At 64.5% G+C, this 22,520-nt stretch carries 22 protein-coding genes; 15 read left to right on the top strand and 7 right to left on the bottom strand.

What is annotated here, in order from left to right; all coding sequences use genetic code 11:
- Positions 1–37 precede the first annotated feature (37 nt).
- From arcD to ligA, 6 genes are all read left to right on the top strand, one after another.
- Positions 38–1,498 (top strand): arginine/ornithine antiporter ArcD, encoded by a 1,461-nt coding sequence (arcD, locus tag A6E15_RS17165; RefSeq protein ID WP_076148035.1) that lies wholly within the window; start codon positions 38–40, stop codon positions 1,496–1,498.
- Between the two features lie 137 nt (positions 1,499–1,635).
- The gene (locus tag A6E15_RS17160; protein ID WP_076148033.1) at positions 1,636–2,007 is read left to right on the top strand and encodes a 2Fe-2S iron-sulfur cluster-binding protein; all 372 of its coding nucleotides are present in this window, start codon (positions 1,636–1,638) and stop codon (positions 2,005–2,007) included.
- Between the two features lie 60 nt (positions 2,008–2,067).
- The gene (locus tag A6E15_RS17155; protein ID WP_076148031.1) at positions 2,068–3,468 is read left to right on the top strand and encodes a selenium-binding protein SBP56-related protein; all 1,401 of its coding nucleotides are present in this window, start codon (positions 2,068–2,070) and stop codon (positions 3,466–3,468) included.
- An 11-nt stretch (positions 3,469–3,479) separates the two neighbouring features.
- Entirely contained in the window at positions 3,480–3,812 is a 333-nt protein-coding gene (locus A6E15_RS17150) for a 2Fe-2S iron-sulfur cluster-binding protein (protein ID WP_076148029.1), read from the top strand.
- A gap of 63 nt (positions 3,813–3,875) precedes the next feature.
- Positions 3,876–4,301 carry a DUF5518 domain-containing protein gene (locus tag A6E15_RS17145; RefSeq protein ID WP_076148027.1) on the top strand — a complete coding sequence of 142 codons (426 nt, stop codon included), beginning with the start codon at positions 3,876–3,878 and terminating at the stop codon, positions 4,299–4,301.
- Between the two features lie 269 nt (positions 4,302–4,570).
- The gene (gene ligA / locus A6E15_RS17135) at positions 4,571–6,652 is read left to right on the top strand and encodes an NAD-dependent DNA ligase LigA (RefSeq protein ID WP_076148023.1); all 2,082 of its coding nucleotides are present in this window, start codon (positions 4,571–4,573) and stop codon (positions 6,650–6,652) included.
- A gap of 33 nt (positions 6,653–6,685) precedes the next feature.
- Here ligA and A6E15_RS17130 read toward each other — a convergent pair whose 3' ends face one another.
- The 5 genes from A6E15_RS17130 to A6E15_RS17110 all read right to left on the bottom strand — a co-directional run bounded on the left by A6E15_RS17130 (position 6,686) and on the right by A6E15_RS17110 (position 10,272).
- Positions 6,686–6,874 (bottom strand): multidrug transporter, encoded by a 189-nt coding sequence (locus A6E15_RS17130; RefSeq protein ID WP_076148022.1) that lies wholly within the window; start codon positions 6,872–6,874, stop codon positions 6,686–6,688.
- A 60-nt stretch (positions 6,875–6,934) separates the two neighbouring features.
- A complete protein-coding gene (locus tag A6E15_RS17125; RefSeq protein ID WP_076148020.1) occupies positions 6,935–7,894 on the bottom strand; it encodes an ArsA family ATPase in 960 nt (319 codons plus the stop codon).
- Between the two features lie 82 nt (positions 7,895–7,976).
- Positions 7,977–8,951: an ABC transporter permease gene (locus A6E15_RS17120; RefSeq protein ID WP_076148018.1), complete on the bottom strand. Its 975-nt coding sequence runs from the start codon at positions 8,949–8,951 to the stop codon at positions 7,977–7,979.
- Positions 8,948–9,880, bottom strand: a complete 933-nt coding sequence (locus A6E15_RS17115) for an ABC transporter ATP-binding protein (protein ID WP_076148016.1) — start codon at positions 9,878–9,880, stop codon at positions 8,948–8,950. The genes A6E15_RS17120 and A6E15_RS17115 overlap by 4 nt, the downstream gene beginning before the upstream one ends.
- 122 nt (positions 9,881–10,002) lie before the next feature.
- The gene (locus A6E15_RS17110) at positions 10,003–10,272 is read right to left on the bottom strand and encodes a hypothetical protein (RefSeq protein WP_076148014.1); all 270 of its coding nucleotides are present in this window, start codon (positions 10,270–10,272) and stop codon (positions 10,003–10,005) included.
- 120 nt (positions 10,273–10,392) lie between these two features.
- On the opposite strand from A6E15_RS17110, the gene A6E15_RS17105 reads away from it, so the two are divergent.
- From A6E15_RS17105 to A6E15_RS17065, 9 genes are all read left to right on the top strand, one after another.
- The gene (locus A6E15_RS17105) at positions 10,393–11,058 is read left to right on the top strand and encodes a hypothetical protein (RefSeq protein ID WP_076148012.1); all 666 of its coding nucleotides are present in this window, start codon (positions 10,393–10,395) and stop codon (positions 11,056–11,058) included.
- A 26-nt stretch (positions 11,059–11,084) separates the two neighbouring features.
- Positions 11,085–12,839, top strand: a complete 1,755-nt coding sequence (locus tag A6E15_RS17100) for an excinuclease ABC subunit C (protein WP_076148011.1) — start codon at positions 11,085–11,087, stop codon at positions 12,837–12,839.
- Between the two features lie 75 nt (positions 12,840–12,914).
- A complete protein-coding gene (locus A6E15_RS17095) occupies positions 12,915–13,220 on the top strand; it encodes an SUI1 family translation initiation factor (protein WP_076148009.1) in 306 nt (101 codons plus the stop codon).
- Positions 13,221–13,295: 75 nt separating this feature from the next.
- Positions 13,296–13,820 (top strand): GNAT family N-acetyltransferase, encoded by a 525-nt coding sequence (locus A6E15_RS17090; protein ID WP_076148007.1) that lies wholly within the window; start codon positions 13,296–13,298, stop codon positions 13,818–13,820.
- A gap of 161 nt (positions 13,821–13,981) precedes the next feature.
- Positions 13,982–14,464 (top strand): GNAT family N-acetyltransferase, encoded by a 483-nt coding sequence (locus tag A6E15_RS17085; RefSeq protein WP_076148005.1) that lies wholly within the window; start codon positions 13,982–13,984, stop codon positions 14,462–14,464.
- A 98-nt stretch (positions 14,465–14,562) separates the two neighbouring features.
- Entirely contained in the window at positions 14,563–15,894 is a 1,332-nt protein-coding gene (nrfD, locus tag A6E15_RS17080) for an NrfD/PsrC family molybdoenzyme membrane anchor subunit (RefSeq protein ID WP_076148003.1), read from the top strand.
- A 230-nt stretch (positions 15,895–16,124) separates the two neighbouring features.
- Positions 16,125–17,351, top strand: coding sequence for a putative manganese transporter (locus A6E15_RS17075; RefSeq protein WP_076148001.1), 1,227 nt, complete (start codon positions 16,125–16,127; stop codon positions 17,349–17,351).
- Positions 17,352–17,488: 137 nt separating this feature from the next.
- Complete coding sequence (locus A6E15_RS17070; protein WP_076147999.1) at positions 17,489–18,919, top strand: metalloprotease family protein; 1,431 nt, start codon at positions 17,489–17,491, stop codon at positions 18,917–18,919.
- A gap of 406 nt (positions 18,920–19,325) precedes the next feature.
- The gene (locus tag A6E15_RS17065) at positions 19,326–19,586 is read left to right on the top strand and encodes a hypothetical protein (protein ID WP_245800590.1); all 261 of its coding nucleotides are present in this window, start codon (positions 19,326–19,328) and stop codon (positions 19,584–19,586) included.
- 900 nt (positions 19,587–20,486) lie between these two features.
- Here the strand turns inward: A6E15_RS17065 and A6E15_RS17060 are convergent.
- On the bottom strand, positions 20,487–21,554 hold the full coding sequence (locus A6E15_RS17060) for a hypothetical protein (RefSeq protein WP_076147997.1): 1,068 nt from the start codon (positions 21,552–21,554) through the stop codon (positions 20,487–20,489).
- Positions 21,555–21,766: 212 nt separating this feature from the next.
- A complete protein-coding gene (locus tag A6E15_RS17055; RefSeq protein ID WP_139326623.1) occupies positions 21,767–22,366 on the bottom strand; it encodes a hypothetical protein in 600 nt (199 codons plus the stop codon).
- Positions 22,367–22,520: the final 154 nt, after the last annotated feature.

Here is a 22,520-nt window from a genome sequence, read left to right as displayed (position 1 = left end):
TTATACCCGGTATCGCAAACACGGACGAGACTCGCACATGGGAGTTGATTTCACACCGAAAGCCTACGACGACATCCCCGATGAGGACCGCCCGAGCCTGGGGGAGGCGCTCCTCCCGATCGCCGGCATGATTCTGTTCCTCTCGGTCGGGATGATCTGGCTCGAGATGGACCCGCAGATGCCGCTGTTGTGGGGGATCGCCTTCGCGGGGTTGCTCGGACGGTACTACTTCGGCTACTCATGGGAGCGCCTTTACGACGGGATTAGTCGCAGTATTCTGACCGGGCTACAAGCCATTCTCATCCTGTTTGTCATCTATATGCTCATCTCGTCGTGGATCGACTCCGGAACGATCCCCACGCTCATGTACTACGGGCTGGAGTTCCTGTCGCCGCGGATATTCCTCCCCTTTACCGTCGTGCTTTCGGCGGTCGTCGCCTTCGCGATCGGCTCGTCGTGGACGACCGCCGGGACCCTCGGCGTCGCGATGATCGGGATCGGCTCCGGGCTCGGGATCCCGGAGGCGATGACGGCCGGTGCCGTCCTCTCCGGTGCCTACACCGGCGACAAGAACTCCCCCCTCTCCGATACCACGAACCTCGCCGCCGCGGTCACGAACACGGATCTGATGGACCACATTCGGGCGATGCGCCCCGGAACGCTGATCGCGTTTACCGTCTCGCTGGTGCTGTTCGTCGCGCTGGGATTGAACGCGAGCGGAACGATCCCCGTCGACCGCGTCGCCGAGATGCAAGCCGGCCTCGCGAGCAGCTACGCCGTCTCGCCGATCACGCTCTTCCCACTGGTCGTCACGTTCGCGCTCGCGTTCTACGGATTTCCGGCGCTGCCGTCGCTCGGCGCCGGCATCTTCGCCGGCGTCGGGATCAGCACCACCGTCCAGGGAACGAGTTTCGCCGCGGCGTGGAAAACCGTTCACAACGGAACGAGTCCCGAGACCGGCCTCGAACTCACGAACGAACTGCTCGCAAGCGGCGGACTCTCGGGCTCCGTGTGGGTCATTACGATCATCGTCGCCGCGCTGGCACTCGGTGGGATCCTCCAGGAGACCGGCGTGCTGGCGTCGCTCGCGTACCACATCGGCCGGGCCGTCAGTAGCGTCGCCGGGCTGACCGCCGGAACGGCCGCGGGGACGGTCGCGATGAACTTCCTCGCCGCGGAACAGTACATGGCGATCGTCGTGCCCGGGATGACCTTACAGAACCTCTACGACGAGTACGACCTCGAGAGCCGGAACCTCTCGCGGGCGGTCGAAGCCGCCGGGACGACGACGTCGGCGTTCGTTCCCTGGGGATCGGGCGGCGTCTTCATGGCGTCGACCCTCGGCGTGCCGGTCGTCGAGTACGCGCCGTACTACTTCTTCGGGATCCTCTCGCCGCTGGTCCTGATCGCCATGGGCGTGACCGGCTGGGGGATCGCCTACAAGGAGGCTCCCGAGGCGGAACCGACGGCGGAGACGGTGACGCCGTCCGTCGACTGAGACGGCCCGTCCGAACCGAGCCGCCATCGCGAAATCGGTCGTCGAAACGCAACCGACTTTTTCTCCTTGGCCCTCGTAACGGTACACAGTGTCATGGATGAACTGTACGCACGACGGACGATAGCGGGAACGGACCGATGACGAGCCACGAGGTGACCCTCGAGTGGACCGACGGCCGGACGCGGACGCTCGACGTGGCCGAGCGCCAGTCGGTCCTCGAGGCGGCCCAGCGGGTCGGCGCGCGACTGCCCTACGACTGCCGGAGCGGGACCTGTATCACCTGCGTCGGCCGGCTGCTCGGACTCGAGGACGGCGAGAGCGACGACGAGGACGCGTCGCGGCCGGACGTGGGAGACGCCTTCGCGTATCGCCGGCAGCCGCGGGCGCTGACCGACGACGAGCGAGACGACGGCTACGTCCTGTTGTGTATCGCCTCGCCGCAGGCCGACTGCCGCATCGAGGTCGGGCCGCGGGTGCGCGCCGAGGTCGGCGACAGCCCCTGGGCCTAGGTCCGTCCGCTCGCGTCACCCCCGACCAGATTTATTTACCCGCTCGTGGTCGGGAATCTCATGAGTGACGCTAGCACGTCAGGCGACGTCGAACCCGGTCACGACCACGAACACCACCACGAGGGTCCCGGCTACGCGACGCCTCAGGCAGCGATCGAGGAGAGCGAACGGGAGCAGTTGGCGTACGTGATGAGCCTCTACGTCGGCACGGACGTCGACGCGCCGGACTTCGTCGCGGTCGTCGACCTCGATCCCGACTCCGAGACCTACTGCGAGATCGTCGATCGGGTCGAGATGCCAGAGCGCGGGGACGAACTCCACCACTTCGGGTGGAACGCCTGCTCGTCCTCGTGCCACGTGGACGGCCTCGAGCGGCGACACCTGATCGTCCCCGGCCAGCGCTCCTCGCGGATCCACGTCCTCGACGCCGCCGACCGCCGGAATCCCGAACTCGAGACGGTGATCGAACCAGAGGACGTCTTCGAGTACGACCTCTCGGCACCCCACACCGTCCACTGCATTCCGGACGGACAGATCCTGATCAGCATGCTCGGCGACGCCGACGGCGAACTGCCGGGCGGGTTCCTCGAACTGAACGAGGACTTCGAGATCGAAGGACGCTGGGAGCCGCCGGGCGAGATCGAGATGAACTACGACTACTGGTACCAGCCCCGCCAGAACGTGATGGTCTCGACCGAGTGGGCCGCCCCGAAGACCTACTATCCGGGCTTCGACCTCGAGGACGTCGAGGCCGGGAACTACGGCCGAAAGATCCACTTCTGGGACTGGGAGGACGGCACCGTCGAACAGACCATCGACCTCGGCGAGGAGGGGCAGATTCCGCTCGAGGTGCGATTCCTCCACACGCCCGAGTCGACCCACGGGTTCGTCGGGACCGCGCTCTCGTCGAATATGTTCCATTTCTTTTATGATGTCGACGCGGACGAGTACCGCGCCGAGAAGGTGATCGACTTCGAGGCCCGCGAACACGAGGACTGGGACATGCCCGTGCCGGGGCTGACGACCGACATCCTGATCTCGATGGACGACCGGTACCTGTTCGGTTCGAACTGGCTCCACGGCGACGTCTGGATGTACGACGTCTCGGACCCGTCGAACCCGCGGCGGGCCGACTCGCTGTCGGTCGGGGGCACCTTCGGCGAGGTTCAGGAAGTCCGGGGCCGGGAACTCGCCGGCGGCCCGCAGATGCTCCAGCTCTCGCTGGACGGCGAGCGCCTCTACTGGACCACCTCGCTGTTCTCCTCGTGGGACGACCAGTTCTACCCCGAGGAGGCCGAGCGCGGCTCGGTGATGCTGAAAGCCGACGTCGACCCCCGAACGGGAACGATGGAACTCGACGAGGACTTCCTCGTCGACTGGGGCGACTGTCCGGCAGGACCGGCCCGCGCCCACGAGATCCGGTGGCCCGACGGCGACTGCACGAGCGACGTCTGGCAGTGAGGGCAGTCGGGATGACGAACCACGACGCCACCCTCGAGTGGCCCGACGGCCGCAGTCGAACCATCGAGGTGCGCGAGGACGAGACGATCCTCGAGGCCGCCGAACGGAACGATATCGGACTGCCGTTCGGCTGTCGCACCGGTGCCTGCGGGACCTGTACGGGGCGGCTACTCGAGGGTGCCGCCGACGATGCCCTCGCGCACCGCCGACGGCCTCGAGCCCTGAAGGACCGACACCTGGCGGACGGCTACGTCCTGCTGTGTCTCGCCTCGCCGCGGGCCGACTGTCGGATCGCCGTCGGCTCGAGCGTTCACACTGAGCTGGTGGACAACCCCTGGAAGTAATTCAGCAGATCTTCCATTCCCCGCTCCGGTGAAAGTATGTACTATTAGAACGTAGAAACGAATATGGTGTTACCTCGCCTCGTCCACACTCTTCCTCCGGCATGGAGATTCGCGCTCATCGGTTCAATCGCTTCGCTACCCGTCATCGTCGTGCTAAACTGGCTACCGAATTCGGAGGCGACCATCGGCGGTGGGATAATGATAATCGGAGCGTTCGTCGCAGGAGTCATCGCTGCGATCCGCTCGTCGGACCCAGGTGCTGCTGGACTCCGCGCTGGTCTCATTGGTGGCGCCCTCGGACTGCTCGTATTCATCGTGACGGCAGGGACGACGGCAACCTGGTCGCTACAGAGGGTCGTATTCGTCGTCTTCGCCAGTGGAGTGGTGGTGTGTGTTGCACCCCTATTCGGTCTCGGATCCGGTCGTGTCGGTGGGTGGGTAGCAAACACCGTTGGCTCCCGACGAACGACCAACGCGGACGCATCATAACGACAGGCTGTCGGACAGCACTTCGAGACTGACCGTTCGAAGTGATCGGTCGATATCGTGAATGAGACAAACGATAGCGAGTGCACGGAACTGCTTCCACCACCGTCGTGATCGAACGAACGCATAGTCGAAGGACACTCGAGTGACTCGCATCGCGAATCCATCGCCCCACTGGAACTGACCGACGACAGTTGCCTCGAGAAACCCGGACCGACGCGGGCAAGCCCCAGTCAATAGCATTAACGGGTGCGAGCAGCAACTCTCGAGCAATGTCTGTCGCCGACGAGAACGCCGAGGACAACCCCTATCTCCGGGAGCCGCCGACCGACTTCGAACCGGTCGAGGACCTCTCGGGCGACGAGGCCCGCGAGCAGGTCACACTGCTCCGGGAGGCCGTCCGCGAACACGACCGACGCTACTACGTCGAGAACGACCCGATCATCGGCGACCGGACCTACGACGCGCTGTTTTCCCGACTGCGGGAACTCGAGGAGGCGTTCGGCCTCGACCACCCCGACAGCCCAACTCGCAGGGTCGGGGGCGAGCCGATCGAGGCGTTCGACACCGTCGAACACGTCGCGCCGATGCTCTCGATCGAAGGGAGCGGCGAGGAGGAAGACATACGCGAGTTCGACGAGCGGGTGCGACGGGAGGTCGGCGACGTCGACTACGTCTGCGAGCCCAAGTTCGACGGCGTCTCGATGGAGGTCGTCTACGAGGACGGCCGCCTCGAGCGAGCCGTGACCCGCGGCGACGGCCGCGAAGGCGACGACGTGACCGAAAACGCGCGCACGATCGGCTCCGTTCCGCAGCGGCTCCGCGGCGACTACTCCGAGTTCCTCGCGGTCCGGGGCGAGGTCTACATGCCCAAGGACGCCTTCCAGGCGTACAACCGCGAGCGCATCGAGCGCGGCGAGGACCCCTTCGCGAACCCCCGGAACGCGACCGCCGGGACGATCCGTCAGCTCGATCCGACCGTCGTCGCCGAGCGCCCGCTCGCGGTCTTCTACTTCGACGTCCTCGAGGCCAGCGACCTCGCGGACAGCCACCGCGAGGCACTCGAGCGGTTCCCCGACTACGGGCTGCGGACCAACGACCGCGTCGAGGTCGTCGAGGACATCGAGGGCGCGATCGACTACCGCGACCGCATGCTCGAGGCCCGCGACGAGCTTGACTACGAGATCGACGGGGTCGTCATCAAGGTCGACGACCGCGAGGCCCGCGAGGAACTGGGGCGGACGGCCCGCCACGACCGCTGGGCGTTCGCCTACAAGTTCCCCGCCCGCGCGGAAGTGACGACGATCGCCGACGTGGCGGTCCAGGTCGGCCGGACGGGGCGGCTGACTCCCGTCGCCCTGCTCGAGCCGGTCGACGTCGGCGGCGTCACCGTCTCGCGGGCCAGCCTGCACAACCCCGAGGAGATCGCCGAAAAGAACGTCAACGTCGGCGACACCGTCCGCGTCCAGCGCGCCGGCGACGTGATCCCCTACGTCGAGGAGGTCCTCGAGAAGGGCAGCGAGGGCCACTACGAACTCCCAGACAGCTGTCCCGTCTGCGACAGCCCCGTCGAGCGCGACGGCCCCATGGCCTTCTGTACCGGCGGGCTGGGCTGTGACGCCCAACTGCGCCGGTCGATCGAGTACTACGCGAGCGACGACGGACTCGACCTCGAGGGGCTGGGCGAAAAGAGCGTCCGCCAACTGGTCGACGCCGGCCTGCTCGAGTCGGTCGCCGACCTGTACGAACTCGATCGCGAGGACCTCACCGACCTCGAGGGCTGGGGCGAGCGAAGCGCCGAGAACCTGCTGGCCGAGATCGAGGGCGGCCGCGAGCCGCCGCTTTCCGACTTCGTCTCCGCGCTCGGGATCCCCCTCGTCGGCCCGACGACGGCCCGCGAACTCGCCCGCGAGTTCGGCACGTTCGAGGCCCTCCGCGAGGCCGCCGAGAGCGAGCCCGAGCGGCTCGAGGGCGTCGACGACGTGGGCGAAACGGTCGCCGAGACGATCCACGACTTCTTCACGAGCGAGGCCAACGCGGCCGTCGTCGACGCCGTCCTCGATCACGTCTCGCCACGGGCGGCCGAGACCGACGCCGACGCCGACGAACTCGCGGGGCTGACGCTCGTCTTCACCGGCTCGCTGACCGGCGTGACCAGGGACGAGGCCCGAGAAACCGTCGAGGCCCACGGGGCCAACGCCACCGGCAGCGTCTCGGGGAACACGGATTACCTCGTCGCCGGCGAGAACCCCGGCGCGACCAAGCGGGACGACGCGCGGGACAACGACGTGCCGATCCTCGAGGAAAGCGAGTTCCGCGAGCTACTGGCGGACCGGGGGATCGACCTCGAGTGATCGGTCGCGGCCGTCCGCGGTCCGATCGGGGCGTCAGTCGCGGCGCGCGAGGAACGCGACGACAGCGATCGCGGCGGCAACGACCCCGATCATCGTCGGCACGAGCCGTCCGTCGCCCCACTCCCAGCCGAGGAACTGCGTGCCGACGATCGCGACGACGGCGACGGCCAGTCCGATCGCGGTCTCGAGCCGAGTCGGATTTCGACCGTTGGAGAGCCCCATGCGCATACGTTGGTCCGCTGACGGGTAAAAGAACAGGGGCCGCTCGAGCCGATCACCCCCTCACGCGTCGCTGGGCAACCGCCCTGCGACCGCCGCCAGCGTCTCGAGGCCCTGCACTTCGCCCTCCCGTTCCGGCAGCGTGACGACCTCGAGGTCGGGAAAGGTCGCCCGGATCTCCGCGACTCGCTCGAGGTGTCGCTCGTGTCGCGACTGACACCGCGAACAGTCGTCTTCGGGGTCCTCGAAGACTCGATTGACGACGAGTCGGTCGATCCGCACGTCGGCCTCCCGCAGCGTCGCCACCAGCCGCTCGGACTCGGCGATCGCCATGCGCTCCGGGAGTAAGACGACCCGGAACTCGGTGCGGTCGGGATCGGTCAGCAGGTCGCGGGCGCGCTCGAGGCGCGCCCGGAACGACTCGAGGCTCTCGTCCCCGTCGTCGCGGCCGCTGCCGAACATCGACATCGGGCCGAGGACCGCGGTGCGGGCGGCGTCGCCGATCCGCTTGACCTGCCCGCGTAACGACTCGGCCGTCTCGAGGGCCAGCCCCATCACCTCGGGCGTGTCGAACAGCCGGAGGGTGTGGCCCGTCGGCGCGGTATCGAAGACGACGACGTCCCAGTCGCCGTCGTCGACGTACTCGACGAGCAGGTCCAGCGCCGCGATCTCGTCGCTGCCTGCGGGCGCGCCGCCGGCGAACAGCCGTCGAACCTCCTCGTCGTCCAGTCGGATCCCGGCGCTGCGCAGGTCCGCGGCCAGCGCCCGCGCCAGCCGTTCGTAGCGCTCCTTTCGCGCGTCGGGATCGATCTCGACGGCCCAGAGGCCCCCTTCGGTCCCGGCCTCGAGTTCGCGGGGCTCGGGACCGAGATCGGTCTCGAGCGAGTCCGAAAGCGAGTGGGCCGGATCGGTCGAGACGACGAGCGTCTCCCGCCCCGCGTCGGCGAGTCGGAGGGCCGTCGCGGCGGCGCAGGTCGTCTTGCCGACGCCGCCCTTGCCGCCGTAGAAGATGCAGTCGGTCACGACCGGGGGTATCACGGCCGGTGCCGTAAATCGCCTGCCGGCGGGAGACGAACGCGAAAAGTGAATCGGTACCGTCGACCGATCAGATGTCGACGCGGTCGAACCGGTAGAGCGCGATCGCGAGCGGGACGACGACCCAGAACAGCAGGATCAGGAACGAGAACCAGTCCTGCAGGAAGATCGGTAACTCGCCGCCGAACATCTCGGCGCTGACCGCGGACTGTTGCTCGAGCGCCTCGACGTCCGTCAGCAGCGTCAGCCCGTTATTGTACGCCTCTCCGGGGTCGAGATTCAGGACGAAGTACGCCCAGTTTTCGGGCCGGGTGAGTTCGAAGGTCCGACCCCCAGACTCAACCGTGTACGTGACGGTATCGAAAAAGAGTATGTCGCGCTCGCCGAGCAGTCTAAAGACCCTCTCCAGACCGTTCCAGACGCCGTAGAACACGAGGAAGACGGCGGCCATCGCGGCTCCGGCGACGGTCGTCGAGCGCGTCAGCGACGAGAGCGCGACGGCGATGCTCATGTAGGCGACGCCGTAGATGACCGACATCGCGAGCAGCCCGGCGTAGTCGACGATATCGAAGCCGCCGAGCAACGCGGCGACGACGGCGGCGGCGAGTACGAAGCCGACCGTCAGTGACAGCGAGAGGACGGCCGACCGTCCGAGCAGCTTCCCGAGCAGTACGTCCTTTCGGGAGTGGGGCAGCGAGAGGAGGACTTTGATGCTTCCGGACTCGCGCTCGCCCGCGATCGACTTCCAGCCCAGTACCAGCGCGATCAGGGGAACGATGACTTTCGTGATCTGGCTGACGAAGACGACCAGCATGTCGGTCGTCGCTCCCTGCGCTGCGATGTCGTCGCCGAAGTACGACAGCGCCCCGGTCACGACGACGAGGATCGTGAAGAAGAACACGGACAGCCCCCAGAACAGCCACGAGCGGACGGCGTCCTGGAAGTCCTTCTTCGCGACCGCGCGAACGCTCTCTGGGTTGATCGAACTCGTCGGCGCGCCGCTCGCCCCGGCCGACTCCCCCGGCGTCCCCGTTTCGGAACTCATCGGGCACGCACCCCCGTTTCGGCGTCGGTCGTGTACGACTGGAAGACGTCCTCGAGCGAGGCCTCGGTCGTCTCGAAGTCCGTGATCTCGATGCCGCGGTCCTCGAGCGCCGAGAGGACGGCGGTCTTCGAGCCGTCGACGGTGACGACGACCGTCGGCGGCTCGCGTCTCTCGACGGTGGCGTCGCTCACGTCCGGCAGCGAGCGGACCGCCTGGAGGGCGTCGTCGTCGATCCGGTCGACGGTGACCCGCAGCGTCGTGCCGCCCTCGACGGAGTCGCGCAGTCCCTCGACGGAGTCGACCGCGACCATCTCGCCGTCCCGGAGGATGCCGACGCGGTCACAGACCGCCTCGACCTGCTCCATGATGTGGCTCGAGAAGAAGACGGTCGCACCGCGGTCGCGCTCCTCGCGGACGATCTCGCGCATCTCGCGGGCGCCGTTGGGGTCGAGGCCGGTGGAGGGCTCGTCGAGGATCAGGAGGTCCGGCTCGCCGACCAGCGCCATCGCGAGCATGAGTCGCTGGGCCATCCCCTTGGAGTAGCCGCCGGCCTTCCGGTCGATCGCGTCGACGAGGCCGACGCGTTCGAGCAGCGCCTCGGGGTCGTCGTCGGCGTCTTTCGACTCGATCGCGAACTCGAGGTGTTGGCGGGCGGTCAGGCGGTCGTAGAGTTCGACGCCTTCGGGGAGGACGCCGGTTCGACGCCGGATCTCGCGGCTGTTGTGCTGGGCGTCCATGTCGAGGACGCTGACCTCGCCCGCGGTCGGCCGGGCGAAGTCCAAGATGACGTTGATCGTCGTCGACTTGCCAGCACCGTTGGGACCGAGGAAGCCGAACACCTCGCCCTCTCGGACCTCGAAGGAGAGATCCTCGAGCGCGAGGGTCTGACCGAAGCGTTTGGTCAGCTCGTCGACTGTGATAGCGGGCATGGCCGTGTGGTCGCAGCGTTTCCCGATAAGGTTTGTGCATCGCCGAAACGGCTGAAGACGGCGATATGTACCCTTTAGCCCTCGAGATCCGTTATTTCTCCCGGAGAGGCGAAGAATCTATCCTAGATCGGGTCGTCGGGATCGTATGTCTCCGCGGTCCGCTCGACCTCCGTCGCGTAGCGCTTGCGGGTCGCCTCGTCGGTGACCGGCTCGAGTTCGTCCTCGGGGACCTCGGTGGCCGCGGTGACCGTCGCGCCGGTCCGCAGCGCCGTCGAGGAACGCTGTCGTTGCTGGTAGCGCGAGCCGTCCGGCGTCGCGTAGACGAGCGTGACGAAGTCGCGATCGCCCAGTTCCCGTTCGACGAGCCAGCACTGTACCGTCGAGTCACTCATACGCGCCGGGTTGGCACCCGACGACCGAGAATGTACCGTGTTCGAGCGGACCGGAAGGCACGTCCTACTCGCGTGAACGGAGCCCGACGTACTTGGACCGTGGGCTGGGAGCGACGACCGATGGCCAACGTGCAGGGCGACCGGGCCGCCGCGTGGACCGATCGCGTCGAGCAGTTGTGTGACGAGGGCGAGCGGATCGCCCACCGCGCCGATCTCGAGGCGGCGACGCTCGTCGTCACGAACCGCCGACTGCTGGCGTTCACTCCCGATCGGGGCGGCCGGAACTTCCGCGCCGTCGATCGCCCGAACGTCGGAACGGTGGCCGTCGAGTCGACCGACCGACTCGCGTGGCTCGGCCTGTCGCTCGCCGCGGCGTTCGTCGGCGTCGGTCTGCTCGAGGCTGCACGGGCGGTCTCCCTCGGCGATCTCGTGCCGGTCGAGCCACCGTCCGCGCCGGCCCTCCCGCCGGTGTCCGACCTCGTCGGAGCCGTCCGCGAGGGCGTCGGGACGGCGCTGCTCGTCCTCGAGTGGGGTGCGGTCGCGCTCGCCGTCACCGCGCTGGTCCTCGCGGTCGCCCTCTTCGGGGCCTACGTCCGCTCGCGGTCGCGACGGCTGGTGATACGGGTCAGCGGCGGGGCCGACCTCGCGGTTCCCGTCACCGACACCGCGGTCGAGGACGGCGTCGTCGCCGACCTCGAGGCCGCGATCCGACCGAATCCGATCGACGGGCACGACGAGGATCGGCGCGGCGAGGGACACAAAGCGGGTCCCGATGAGTCAGGCTGAAATTCCCCCACGCCGTAGGGCCGCCGATGGAAGCCGACGGGGTTCGCGAGCGCGCCGGATCGTTGCCCCGCGAGCCCGGCGTCTACCAGTTCCGGGACGGGGAAACCACCCTCTACGTCGGGAAAGCCGTCGACCTGCGCGACCGGGTGCGGTCCTACGCCGACCCCCGCAGCGCGCGGATCAGGCGGATGGTCGACCGCGCCGACGACGTCGAGATCGCGGTCACCGACACCGAGACCCAGGCCCTGCTGCTCGAGGCGAACCTGATCAAGCGCCACCAGCCCCGCTACAACGTCCGGCTCAAGGACGACAAGTCCTACCCGATGGTCCAGTTGACCGACCACGAGGCGCCGCGGATCGAGATCACCCGCGATCCCGGCGAGTCGGCGACGGTATTCGGCCCCTACACCAGCAAGGCCCAGGTCGAGACGGTCGTGAAGGCCCTGCGGGAAACCTACGGCGTGCGGGGGTGTTCGGACCACAAGTATTCGGGCCGGGACCGACCGTGTCTGGACTACGAGATGGGGCTCTGTACCGCCCCCTGTACCCGCGAGATCGACCTCGCAAGCTACCGCGAGGACGTGACGGCGGTCGAGCGCTTCCTCGAGGGCGAGACGGGAATCCTCGCCGATCCGTTGGGCCGCGAGATGGAAGCCGCCGCCGAGGACCGGAACTTCGAGCGCGCGGCGAACCTGCGCGATCGGCTCGAGACCGTCGAGGCGTTCCACGGCGAGGGCGGCGAGGCCGTCCAGTCGGTCGGCGACGAGCGCGGCGTCGACGTGCTGGGCGTCGCCATCGCGGGCGCGGACGCCACCGTCGCCCGCCTGCGCGCCGAGGACGGCAAACTGGTCGACCGGGACCGCCACACGCTCGAGGCCCCCGGCTCCGCGGGAAGCGATGGCGAGGCCGGCGGGGGCGTTCCCGCGGTGCTGTCGGCGTTTCTCGTCCAGTACTACGCCGAGCGCGAGCTGCCCGACGCCCTCCTCCTGCCCGAACGCCACGGCGACGACGAGGTCGCCGACTGGCTCGCGGCCGAGGGCGTGTCGGTCCGCGTGCCGGGCGCGGGCCGGGAGGCCAAACTGGTCGAACTCGCCCTGAAGAACGCCCGGCGCAACGTGGGCCGGCGCGACGAGTGTGCGATGCTCGCGGACGCCCTCGAGATCGGGTCGGCGAGCCGGATCGAGGGGTTCGACGTGAGCCACGCGCAGGGGACGGCGGCGGTCGGCAGTAACGTCGCTTTCGTCGACGGCAGCGCCGAGAAGAGCGACTACCGCCGGAAGAAGTTGACGGATCAGAACGACGACTACGACAACATGCGGGCCCTGCTGGAGTGGCGCGCGACCCGCGCCGTCGAGGGACGGGACGACCGGCCCGAGCCCGACCTCCTCCTGATCGACGGCGGCGAGGGCCAGCTCGAGGCGGCCCGGGACGCGCTCGCCGAGGCGGGCTGGGACGTGCCGACAGTCGCGCTGGCGAAAGCCGAAGAGCGCGTGGTCACGCCCGATCGCACCTTCTCGTGGCCCAGCGACGCACCGCACCTCCATCTGCTCCAGCGGGTCCGCGACGAGGCCCACCGCTTCGCCGTGCAGTACCACCAGACCGTCCGCGACGAGGTCGCGACCGTGTTAGACGACGTGCAGGGAGTCGGCCCGGAGACGCGAAAGCGGCTCCTCGGACGGTTCGGCAGCGTCGAGAACGTCCGCGAGGCGAGCCTCGAGGACCTCCGGAGCGTCGAAGGGATCGGCGAGAAAACGGCCGAGACGATCAAATCGCGGCTGTAGGTCGTCGACGGTCACTTCGGCCCCGTTGCGAGGGCAAGGACAGGGCTATCCTCCGATCGGAACCCGTGATACCGTATGGCAGGCAACGACGACGACCTCGACGATCTGCTCGACGAACTCGACAGTCAGGGGGACCTCGAGACGTCCCAGCAGGTGCTGTCGATCCGGACCGAGAGCCGTCGGTACGACAAGCCGGTGACGATCGTCGAGGGGTTCGACCTCTCGAAATCGGAGATCGAATCGACCGCGTCGGATCTCAAGAGCGCGCTGGGAACCGGCGGAACGGTCGACGACAGCGAGGGTCGCATCGAACTCCAGGGCGACCACCGCGGCCGGGTGCCGGAACTGCTCCGCGATCGGGGGTTCGACGTTCGGGAGTGAGCGACCCGTTTTGGCAATACTCGCCGGCCCAGCTATGTCAGCGAGTTATTTATGTCTCACGTTCGATGATCCGGTATGAACGTTCGATCCGCGACGGAAGACGATTTCGACGCGATCACGGCAGTCGCTCGCGCGACCTGGCACGATACCTACGACGAACTCGACGCCGACACCATCGACGACACCGTCGACGCGTGGTACACCGACGACTCGATGCCGCTCGAGGCACCCGGAACGGTCGTTCTCGTCGCAGAGCGCGCGGAGCAACGGTCCGCGGAGGAGAGTCGGACGGAGTCCGATGATCGCGACGACGAACTCGTCGGCTTCACGCACGCGGTCGCACAGGGTGAGACCGCCGACGTCCTCCGGATGTACGTCCACCCCGACCACCAGGGCGAGGGGGTCGGCTCGGCGCTTCACGAGCGGCTGATGGAGACCCTCGAGGAGACCGAGGCCGAGGAGGTCCGCTCGTTCGACTTCGCCTTCAACGACGCCAGCCGCCGGTTCTACGAGGGACTGGGCTTCGAGCAGACCGACGAAGGGGAGGTCGAAATCGACGGCGAGAACTACCCCGAAGCGGTCTACACGCTCGAGCTATAGTAGCCGCTGAAAGTCATTGCACACCTAATCGCACGACAACATTGCGATCAGTGTGTAAATCGTTTCAGCGGCTACTATATAGCCGTCCGCCGCACCGATCGACGGGGAAGGCCTAACTGAGCGGGTGGAAGGGCTTTGACACTCGCTGTCGTAGTACCGGTATGGAACTCCGACCAGCCACCCGCGAGGACCGATCGGCGATCAGACGCGTCGCCCGGGCGACCTGGCACGACACCTACGACGAACTCGACGCCGACACCATCGACGACACCGTCGACGAGTGGTACGGCGACGAGGCCCTCGAGACGGCGCTATCGAAACCCGGGACGGCCTTCCTCGTCGCGGCGAAAGACGGGAATATCGTCGGCTTCACCCACGGCGTCGTCAGCGAGGACGAGGGCGACGTCCTCCGCATGTCCGTCCACCCGGACCATCAGGGCGAGGGGATCGGCACCGCGCTCTACGAGCGACTGCGCGAGGACCTTCAGGACTTCAACATGGAGCGAATGCGGGCGATCGACCTCGCCTCGAACGAGAGCGGCCGGGCGTTCTACGAGGACCGCGGGTTCGAGCCGACCGGCGAAGACGACGTCGAGATCGGCGGCGAACAGCGGCGCGAAGTCGTCTACACGCTCGAGCTGTGAGCCAACCGCTCGGTCGGTGAGACCGCGGTGATGGATATCGGCCTTGCAAATTCATACCACGGACGCAAGTGGGCCGCTGGTGAGAGATAATGTCGCATATGGGGACGAAAACGCCGAGTGAGGCCGACATTCTGCGGCCGATCGGGTCGACATCAACGACGTACTTCATCATGGTCGCCATCGCCGGGCTGGCGTTTCTCGCCTTTCTCGTCGGGTGGGCCTACCAGCTTCAGGAGGGGTTGGTCGTCACTGCCCTCGGAGACTGGGGAAGCGGCGGCGGCGCCACGTGGGGGATCTACATCGGCGCGTTCATCTGGTGGGTCGGCATCGCCCACGGCGGGATCATCCTCTCGGCCGCCGTCCGCCTGTTGGGGATGGATCGGTACATGCCGGTCGCCCGCCTCGCCGAGTTGCTGACCATCGCCGGGCTCTCCGCGGCCGGCTTTTACATCATCGTCCACCTCGGTCGGCCGGACCGGATGGTCACGAGCATCATCGGCCACTACCACATCACGATCCACGGCTCGCCGCTGGTGTGGGACGTGACCGTCATCACGGCGTACTTCGTATTGACGGCAACTTATCTCTCGCTGACGCTGCGGTACGACGTCAGTCGGCTCCGTGACGACCTTCCGGATCGTCTGGATCCGATCTACCGGTTCATGACGATCGGCTACACGGAAAAAGAGGACGCGATCGTCGAGCGGATGGTCTGGTGGCTCGCGCTCGCGATCATCATCATGGCCCCGCTGCTCCTCCACGGCGGCGTGATTCCGTGGCTGTTCGCCGTGTTGCCGAACTATCCGACCTGGTTCGGCGGCGTCCAGGGACCGCAGTTTCTCACCATCGCGCTCACGTCGGCCATCAGCGGCGTCATCATCCTCGCCTATTCGTTCCGACGCGCGTACGACTGGGATCACATCATCACCGACGACATCTTCCGTGGGTTGCTCCTCTGGCTCGGGTTCTTCTGTCTGCTCTTCCTGTGGTTGCAACTTCAGCAGAATATTACCGGCCTGTTTCAGGCCCCCATCGACCTGACGATTGCGGCGTTCGCCAGAGCCACGAACCCCATCTACCTCGCGTCGATGTCGCTGGTCTTCGTGACGCTGTCGTACATCTTCGCTCAGGCGATTCGCCCGACGCTGTTTACCAAGCGACGAGCGATCGTCTCCGGCCTCGCCGTCCTCACCGCGACGATCATGGAGAAGGTGTTGTTCGTCGTCGAGGGGTTCTTACACCCCACCTTCGACATCTACGAAGCCGTCCCGGGCGTCTACGTCCCCGGACTGATCGAGATCCTGTCGATCCTCGGGACGATCGGCATGGTGGCGCTCATCTTCCTGACCGTCTCCAAGGTCTTCCCCGTCGTCGAACTACACGCGATCGAACACCTCCGGGACAACCACCACCCGGACGACCGCGAGTAGCGACGACGCCGTCGCGATCGGGTCGACTCGACTCCGTTTTTCGCCCGCTCCGTTTTCGAACGCCAGCGTCGCGTCCCGTTCCGCGGCCGTCACCCCACTCAGCGGCCGTCTCGAGCGGCCATCGAACCCCGATTGTCGCCACCAGCAGCTATTTACCCAACGATGCTAAACCTAGGTTTAGAAATGTCTAATCTTTCGGTCGATCGGTCCTCCCGACCGGGTGAGGTCTCGTGAACGAGGTCCTGACAGTCCTCCTCGAGTCGTTGCGGGACGGCTACGTGCAGGTGAGCGCGTTCGTCGCGGTCACGGTACTGGCGTTCGGACTGATCCAGTACTGGACCGACGGGGCCGTCATCGGCGCCATCGAGGACAACGAGCGACTCCAAGTCGCCTTCGGCGGTTTGCTCGGCCTGACGCCGGGCTGTGGCGGCGCGATCGTCGTGATGCCGCTGTACGTCCGCGGGACGGTCAGCTTCGGGACCGTCGTGGCGACGCTGGGCGCGACCGCGGGCGACTCGGCGTTCGTCATCCTCGCGCTCGCACCCGAAGCAGCGCTGTACTCCTATGCCATCGCGTTCGCCGCCTCGGTCGCGACCGGCTACCTCGTCGATTCGTACGGCCTCGGCGTCGCGCGGATCGACGCCGCGGTCGCGCGGCTCTCGCCCGCCGCGACGCCGGACGGCGGCACCGTCGTCAACGGCGGCGTCGGGCCGAACCCGGCCCACGACTACGGCTGCCCCGCCCCGACCCACGCCCACGAGAGCGGTCCCGATCGCGAATCGCGGGTTCTCACCCCGCTGTCCCATCTCGCGCACGTCCTGTGGTGGATCGCCGCCGCGGCTGGGCTCGTCCTCGGCTCGCTCTATCTGTTCCGCGGCGGGCCCGAAATCCCGCTCACAACCGGCCTCGGCTTCGACGGCCTCTTTACCATCGTCGGGATCACCGGCGCGGTCCTGTCGCTGTACCTCTACCTGGTCGGCCGCCACTACGTCGGCGAAGGGGAGATCGCCCGGGCTCGAGACTCCTTCCTGTCGGTCTACGACACGCTCACCCACGCGGCGATGGAGACGAGCTTCGTCACCGTCTGGGTGCTTGTCGCCTTCCTCGTCTACGAGTACGTCGTCCTCTTCAGCGGGGTCAACGTCGCGACCCTCGCGGCGACGGCCGGCGTGCTGGCCCCGATCGGCGGCGCGGCGGTCGGGCTGATCCCCGGCTGTGGCCCGCAGATCCTGCTGGCCAGCGTCTACGCCGAGGGCGGGCTCCCCTTCTCCGCGCTGACCGCCAACGCGATCGCACAGGACGGCGACGCCCTGTTCCCGCTGCTGGCTGTCGACGCCAAAGCAGCCATCGTCGCCACGATCTACAACTTCCTGCCGGCGGTCGTCGTCGGCGTCGCGCTCCACCTGCTGTGGGGCCCGGTCTTCGGCATGGCGGAGTTCGGGTTCGGCGTGCTGTGAGCGGTGGCAGCTTATTACGATAGAGACGCGCCGTCACGGGTAGCGATACCGCTGTTAGGCTAGAAATCGCAGATACGTACATGACAACACATGAGATAGACGGTAGATATACTGTAGTTCAATTCAACTATGAAAATATGTCTTTACGAGACGTTCGTGGACGATGGGACAGCGGGCTCCATTCGTTCTGGGCGTTCGTCGGGTTGCTGTTCGCGCCAGGGATCGTCGTCCACGAACTGGCCCATGCGGGGGCATGTCGTCTCCTCGGTGTCAAACTCACTCAGACGAGACTCGTGGGGCTGCCCGTGATTCCGGCCGGCTTGACGAAACCGGCGCTTGGATGGGTGCGTCACGAACGTCCACGCTCCGCGTGGAAAGCGTTCCTGATCGCGATCGCCCCACTAGTCGTCAACACGGTGGCAGCGCTTTCCGTCTTCACCGCGGTAACGAGGTCACTCCTTCCCGTGGACGTTATCACCTATCCGAACACGGTGTCCGGCCTCGTTCGCCTCCACTGGGACATCCTCGTAGTCGAAACGGGACTGCAGACACAACTGCTGGGATTGCTCGGGCTCTGGATTGGGGTTTCGTTGGCCGTGACGGCGATGCCGAGTACTCGAGACGCGCTCAATACGGCCATTGTCTCACTCGAAACTGAGGGACTCGAGCGACGCCTCGTATACGGTCCGTCAGTCGTCCTTTTCGTTCTAGCCGCCAGCGCATTCGGGTTCGGACTCCTCTATGCAGTCGCGCTTACAGCCGTCGGACTGGGTGGAAGAGAAGCGCTCGTTGCCGTCCGCTACGATTTCATCGGATATGCCCTCGCCTCGGTCGTGATCACGCTAACGGTCGAACGGCGCGGGTTCGTCGGAATCGTTCGGAGTCGGTTGACGAATCCCAGTCGCTCGTTCCTCGAGTTGACACCTGTTGTTCTCAGCCGAATACTGTCTCTCCAACAGGAAATGGAAGCCGACGAACCACTCACCGACGAGGCAATCGCGTTCCTGGTAGCGCATCTCGATCACGGTCAGTTGGAGGTCCGCTACCAGTCGGCGTCCGCCCTCGCCACAGTGGCCTGGGAAGACCATTCCCGTCTCGGAGCGTGGATGGACCGTCTGATCGAACGAGCGGTTGCCGAGCCAGTCGACTCGGTTCGAGTCAAGTTGCTCTACAGTATCAGTGCCGGCGCTATTCCGGATACCGATCGCGAGCTACTTCGTGACGTTAGTATCGACGCGCTCACCGCCGAATCGACGGACCTTCGTCTCGTTGCAGCGCAAGTCGTCGGCCGACTCGCGAAAGCCGACCCGGGGCTGGTGGCCGCACACGTCGAGACAGTACTCGAGGCGCTCACCGACGATGAGCTATCGGAGACCGCGCGTGGAAACCTTGCGGTAGCGGTCTCGAGAATCGCGGGCGAAGTTCCGAGCGCAGTCCGGCCGTATCGTGACGACCTCGCGTCCCATCGGACGGATTCAAACGAGAAGGTCGCGACATTCGTCGAGCGGGCGCTCAAGCGAACTGCTGACGGAGCCGGTGAATCACGGTCGGACTCGCACGAGGGGTGAAGCGGTTGTAAACGGGGTTTGAGATCGGTCGCCTCAGCGAACGTGAGACAGACGCTCCAGTGACCGGCTGATTCCTCGACGGGGAAATACCTGAACCCGCCGTCGAGACGTCCGTTGTTTGTGACGGGAGAGTCATCCAGCCGTCGATCGTCGTCTCGTAGGGACGATATCCCCAGCGGCCGTGGTACTCGGACCGGAAAGTATACTTTCACCACATACACCAGTAGTTATAAGATACAACAAGTTAACATTCAACTGGAAGCCGGTCTCCGAACGCCCGACCGGTTGGGGGCGGCCGTCGAAACGCCCCGGGTGCTGGAACCACCCGAGACTGGCTTCCAAGCCGCAAGGCTTCGAAAGCCATGATTGCGTACATCCTAGCGGGATATAAACGTCCCGCACGACGGTGGAATCAACCCCGACGACCAGCGACAGCGCCCGACGGCGGGGATCGGCCGCGCTCCCCGCGGAGGGACCGATGAGCGACGACCCCGACTCGAGGCCGGTCCGCTCCGAACCGGCCGACGAGCCGGACGACGAGTGGTCGGTCCCCGACTGCCCCCGCTGCGGTCGCCCCGTCTGGGTCGTGACCGTCGCCGGCCCCGGCGTCGGCACCGCTTCGCCCTGTGGCTGTCCCGTGGTGCCCGGTAGTCTCGAGCGAGAGTAATCCGGCCGAGTCACCGGTGTCACACGCCACCCGCTACGGAGGGCGGCGTCTTGCTTTTATCGGCTCGATCGACACCGAATAGCGAACCCGAAGACGGTCGGCGTGAACGACTATTCGAGTAGCGTATCGCACATCGCTATCTTCCATTCGACGCGCCCTGAAAAGTCGATATCGTGGCGGTCGAAGTATTCGAGACCGTGTTGTTCGAAGAATCGCTTCATCGGAAGGAAGGCAGTATCGTACTTGGGGCTTGCCCCCAGTAGAGTTACGTGTCGAAGTCGATACCCTCGAACGACTCTCGAGCAGTCCGATATTCGGTGAGCGCGGTCTCATCGCCGGTCATCAGTAACGAATCGGCGGCCCACTCGTGGCCGAGACCTCGAACGAACCATTCGCTCGACGCCGACTTGCTTGTTCTCTGTACATCCTGTAACTCTCAATCGGCGTTATATAGTCAGTTCGTTCCTATATGAAATCAACCATCGACTAGTGACTCATGTAGCGTGAAAACATCATATCCTATATCATTGTTCCGAAGTTTTGTAGAGACGTGTTCCAATTGATCGTCGCGCCTTGCAGGATCTTTATCATTCTTCGACCGAAATATCTCTGAGAGTAAATCTTCAAAAGAGTTTCTCAGTTCGCATGTACCTACTTGCGTACTGTGCGCGTTGAAACTGAGGCAACAGGTATCGTCGTTGAAGGTAAATTCCAACGTGGATGTGTACACGGGGGCGGCTCCATCTTTTTTATGATATATATATCCATACGCTCGCAGCAGTTCCTCAAGTGACGCAGTGAGCGTGATAGATTTTGTCGATGTCTGCACGACGAATTGCAGACTATCGGGGAGACCGGTCATTTTCCAGCCACCATATTCGCTTTTTAACTTAAACTCGATCATGGTGGATCCGGCTTTGGAATTGACTCCGCTTGTTCATTGATATCGACATCTTCAATGATCTCACTTCCTTCGTTCGCATATTTTTTAATCATTTCTTGACGTTTGATGTAGTATTCGATAATGTCGTCAGTATGTCCTTCATATCCATCGATCGTATCGTGTGTGGGTGCGAACGCGGAAGCAACCTCACCGTCCATGACGAACAACACTATTGTGACTTCTTGGCCATTTATCGTTAACGTCTTCACATACATCCATCGGTCCTGATTCGGTTCCTTCCACACTTCGTCTGCGCCTTCGCCAGCAGTGCCCTCGATTACCTTACGAAGAGTCTCACGAACCTCGTTTTCATTTTGTCCGATTATCTCGTGATCCCAGTCGTCGTGGTCTTCGATTATATGTCGGATTGCCTCTTCCGTAATTTCGATTTCTTCACCGCGATGCGGATCTGATGCGACTTGTGCCGCAGAGACCAACAGTCCCTCGGCCACGCGCAGAATAATCTGCCCGTCTCCGCCCGGATTATCGCCGATAATCAGATCGTAGCGACCGTCTTCCTCGATCGCGTTCGGCGCACGAACGATCTCACGGACATCTCCGGGTTGGCTGATTCCCGGGAGTTCTTTGATCTGCTCCCAGCCGTGTTTGCGCTCGTGCCCGTCGTGAATTTCGTGTTCGTAGACGGCCCCGCTCGGGAGCGTAATCTCGAGGCCATCCGGCGTCTCCCACGCTTTCTCGGTCTCGGCACCGATGCTAACGCTCGAGCTGAACGTCTCTTCAGTCACCTTGCTACCGTCATTGAGGACGGTCTCTTGGGCAATTCCGTAGAGTGCTGCGCCGCCGAGGGCAGTAGTGATCACGACCGCACCGGTACCGCTCGAAACGGGCTCCGGGGTAACGACCAACCCAGCACCTACGGCGGCCGACGCCTCCACGATCTGAGGTTCGTCACCCGAAACGTCGATCACGTATTCTGCCTCTGCGCCAGCCTGGTCGCTGACGGTTATTTCGATCTTATCGGGCTGTTCATTTGCCAGTCCCTCCCGCAGGAGGTTGATGTCCACGAAGACGTCAATCTCGCCCAGTTGGAGCGAGCGGATGATCTCGTGGCGCTCGAGGGTCGGCTCAAAAACGAGTATTCCTATTCGCTATATATCGTGTCGGGATTGTCCGTGACCTCGTACACCTCGGCCGACCACTGTTGTGTTATGATTTAAATTAATTAACTCCCCTATAGACTATCAAAAACGGTCCGAATTCCAATTCCCTGCATCGATTATCTTATCGAGAATCGATTCGAAGTGATCGCGTTTGTATTGGATTCTGTCGATGAGTGACTGGTAGCGTAGATCCTTTTTTCCGAATCTGATATCTTGTAGTCAATGCTGTCCGCGAGTTCGAGAAGCACGATCATCTGGATTTCGAACTCGGGTTCAACTGACCACTGATGTGGGTTGTCAACTGTTTCGTAGTACTGCTCCGCTCGATGGTAGGCATTCTCGTATGATCCGATCTCACCAACCAACTGAAAGTCTCCGATAAGTTCGTAGCAAAGCCCTGTCCGTGGCTCGTGCGTTGGTTTTTGAAATGTCTGTTCGTGTTCCCTAATATCCTTGGTGACAAGAATACCAATTTCGCAATTGGTCCGGCAGCGATGTCGCTCGCCGGTGATCCGATAACAGAGGGAACCGAGTAACATATATATTGCAAAATGACCGAATTTATACGGAGATATTTCACCATGGTCTTCAGAGTCGACCTTTTTGAACTTCATCAAATACCCGTGAGCAGCCGATGTGTAGTAACTAGCTGCAGTTTCGAGTTTTCCGTCACTTCGCAGGTGACGAGCAGCCTCAGAGTAGTCTTGTTCAGTCATGAATATAGTTCTGACAGCGAAACCGACGGTGTACAGCGATTCACCAGAGCCGGCTCTTTCCAAACTTCGTCAGTTCCTTCCCCACCGTTTTCGATTACCTGTTGAATCGTTGTATAGACCTCTTCTCTATTATTCCCTACGATTATGTCAGGAA

Origin of the sequence: Natrinema saccharevitans (assembly GCF_001953745.1) — an archaeon.
Lineage (GTDB): Archaea > Halobacteriota > Halobacteria > Halobacteriales > Natrialbaceae > Natrinema > Natrinema saccharevitans.
The sequence above is the reverse complement of the archived record's forward strand: the minus strand, read 5'-3'. Positions and strand labels throughout refer to the sequence as shown.

What these genes read in the sequence shown, in the direction of transcription:
- arcD (WP_076148035.1), top strand. Translation starts at nt 38, where the DNA reads ATGGGAGTTGATTTCACACCGAAAGCCTACGACGACATCCCCGATGAG.
- A6E15_RS17160 (WP_076148033.1), top strand. Translation starts at nt 1,636, where the DNA reads ATGACGAGCCACGAGGTGACCCTCGAGTGGACCGACGGCCGGACGCGG.
- A6E15_RS17155 (WP_076148031.1), top strand. Translation starts at nt 2,068, where the DNA reads ATGAGTGACGCTAGCACGTCAGGCGACGTCGAACCCGGTCACGACCAC.
- A6E15_RS17150 (WP_076148029.1), top strand. Translation starts at nt 3,480, where the DNA reads ATGACGAACCACGACGCCACCCTCGAGTGGCCCGACGGCCGCAGTCGA.
- A6E15_RS17145 (WP_076148027.1), top strand. Translation starts at nt 3,876, where the DNA reads ATGGTGTTACCTCGCCTCGTCCACACTCTTCCTCCGGCATGGAGATTC.
- ligA (WP_076148023.1), top strand. Translation starts at nt 4,571, where the DNA reads ATGTCTGTCGCCGACGAGAACGCCGAGGACAACCCCTATCTCCGGGAG.
- A6E15_RS17130 (WP_076148022.1), bottom strand. Translation starts at nt 6,874, where the DNA reads ATGGGGCTCTCCAACGGTCGAAATCCGACTCGGCTCGAGACCGCGATC.
- A6E15_RS17120 (WP_076148018.1), bottom strand. Translation starts at nt 8,951, where the DNA reads ATGAGTTCCGAAACGGGGACGCCGGGGGAGTCGGCCGGGGCGAGCGGC.
- A6E15_RS17115 (WP_076148016.1), bottom strand. Translation starts at nt 9,880, where the DNA reads ATGCCCGCTATCACAGTCGACGAGCTGACCAAACGCTTCGGTCAGACC.
- A6E15_RS17110 (WP_076148014.1), bottom strand. Translation starts at nt 10,272, where the DNA reads ATGAGTGACTCGACGGTACAGTGCTGGCTCGTCGAACGGGAACTGGGC.
- A6E15_RS17105 (WP_076148012.1), top strand. Translation starts at nt 10,393, where the DNA reads ATGGCCAACGTGCAGGGCGACCGGGCCGCCGCGTGGACCGATCGCGTC.
- A6E15_RS17100 (WP_076148011.1), top strand. Translation starts at nt 11,085, where the DNA reads ATGGAAGCCGACGGGGTTCGCGAGCGCGCCGGATCGTTGCCCCGCGAG.
- A6E15_RS17095 (WP_076148009.1), top strand. Translation starts at nt 12,915, where the DNA reads ATGGCAGGCAACGACGACGACCTCGACGATCTGCTCGACGAACTCGAC.
- A6E15_RS17090 (WP_076148007.1), top strand. Translation starts at nt 13,296, where the DNA reads ATGAACGTTCGATCCGCGACGGAAGACGATTTCGACGCGATCACGGCA.
- A6E15_RS17085 (WP_076148005.1), top strand. Translation starts at nt 13,982, where the DNA reads ATGGAACTCCGACCAGCCACCCGCGAGGACCGATCGGCGATCAGACGC.
- nrfD (WP_076148003.1), top strand. Translation starts at nt 14,563, where the DNA reads ATGGGGACGAAAACGCCGAGTGAGGCCGACATTCTGCGGCCGATCGGG.
- A6E15_RS17070 (WP_076147999.1), top strand. Translation starts at nt 17,489, where the DNA reads ATGTCTTTACGAGACGTTCGTGGACGATGGGACAGCGGGCTCCATTCG.
- A6E15_RS17055 (WP_139326623.1), bottom strand. Translation starts at nt 22,366, where the DNA reads ATGACTGAACAAGACTACTCTGAGGCTGCTCGTCACCTGCGAAGTGAC.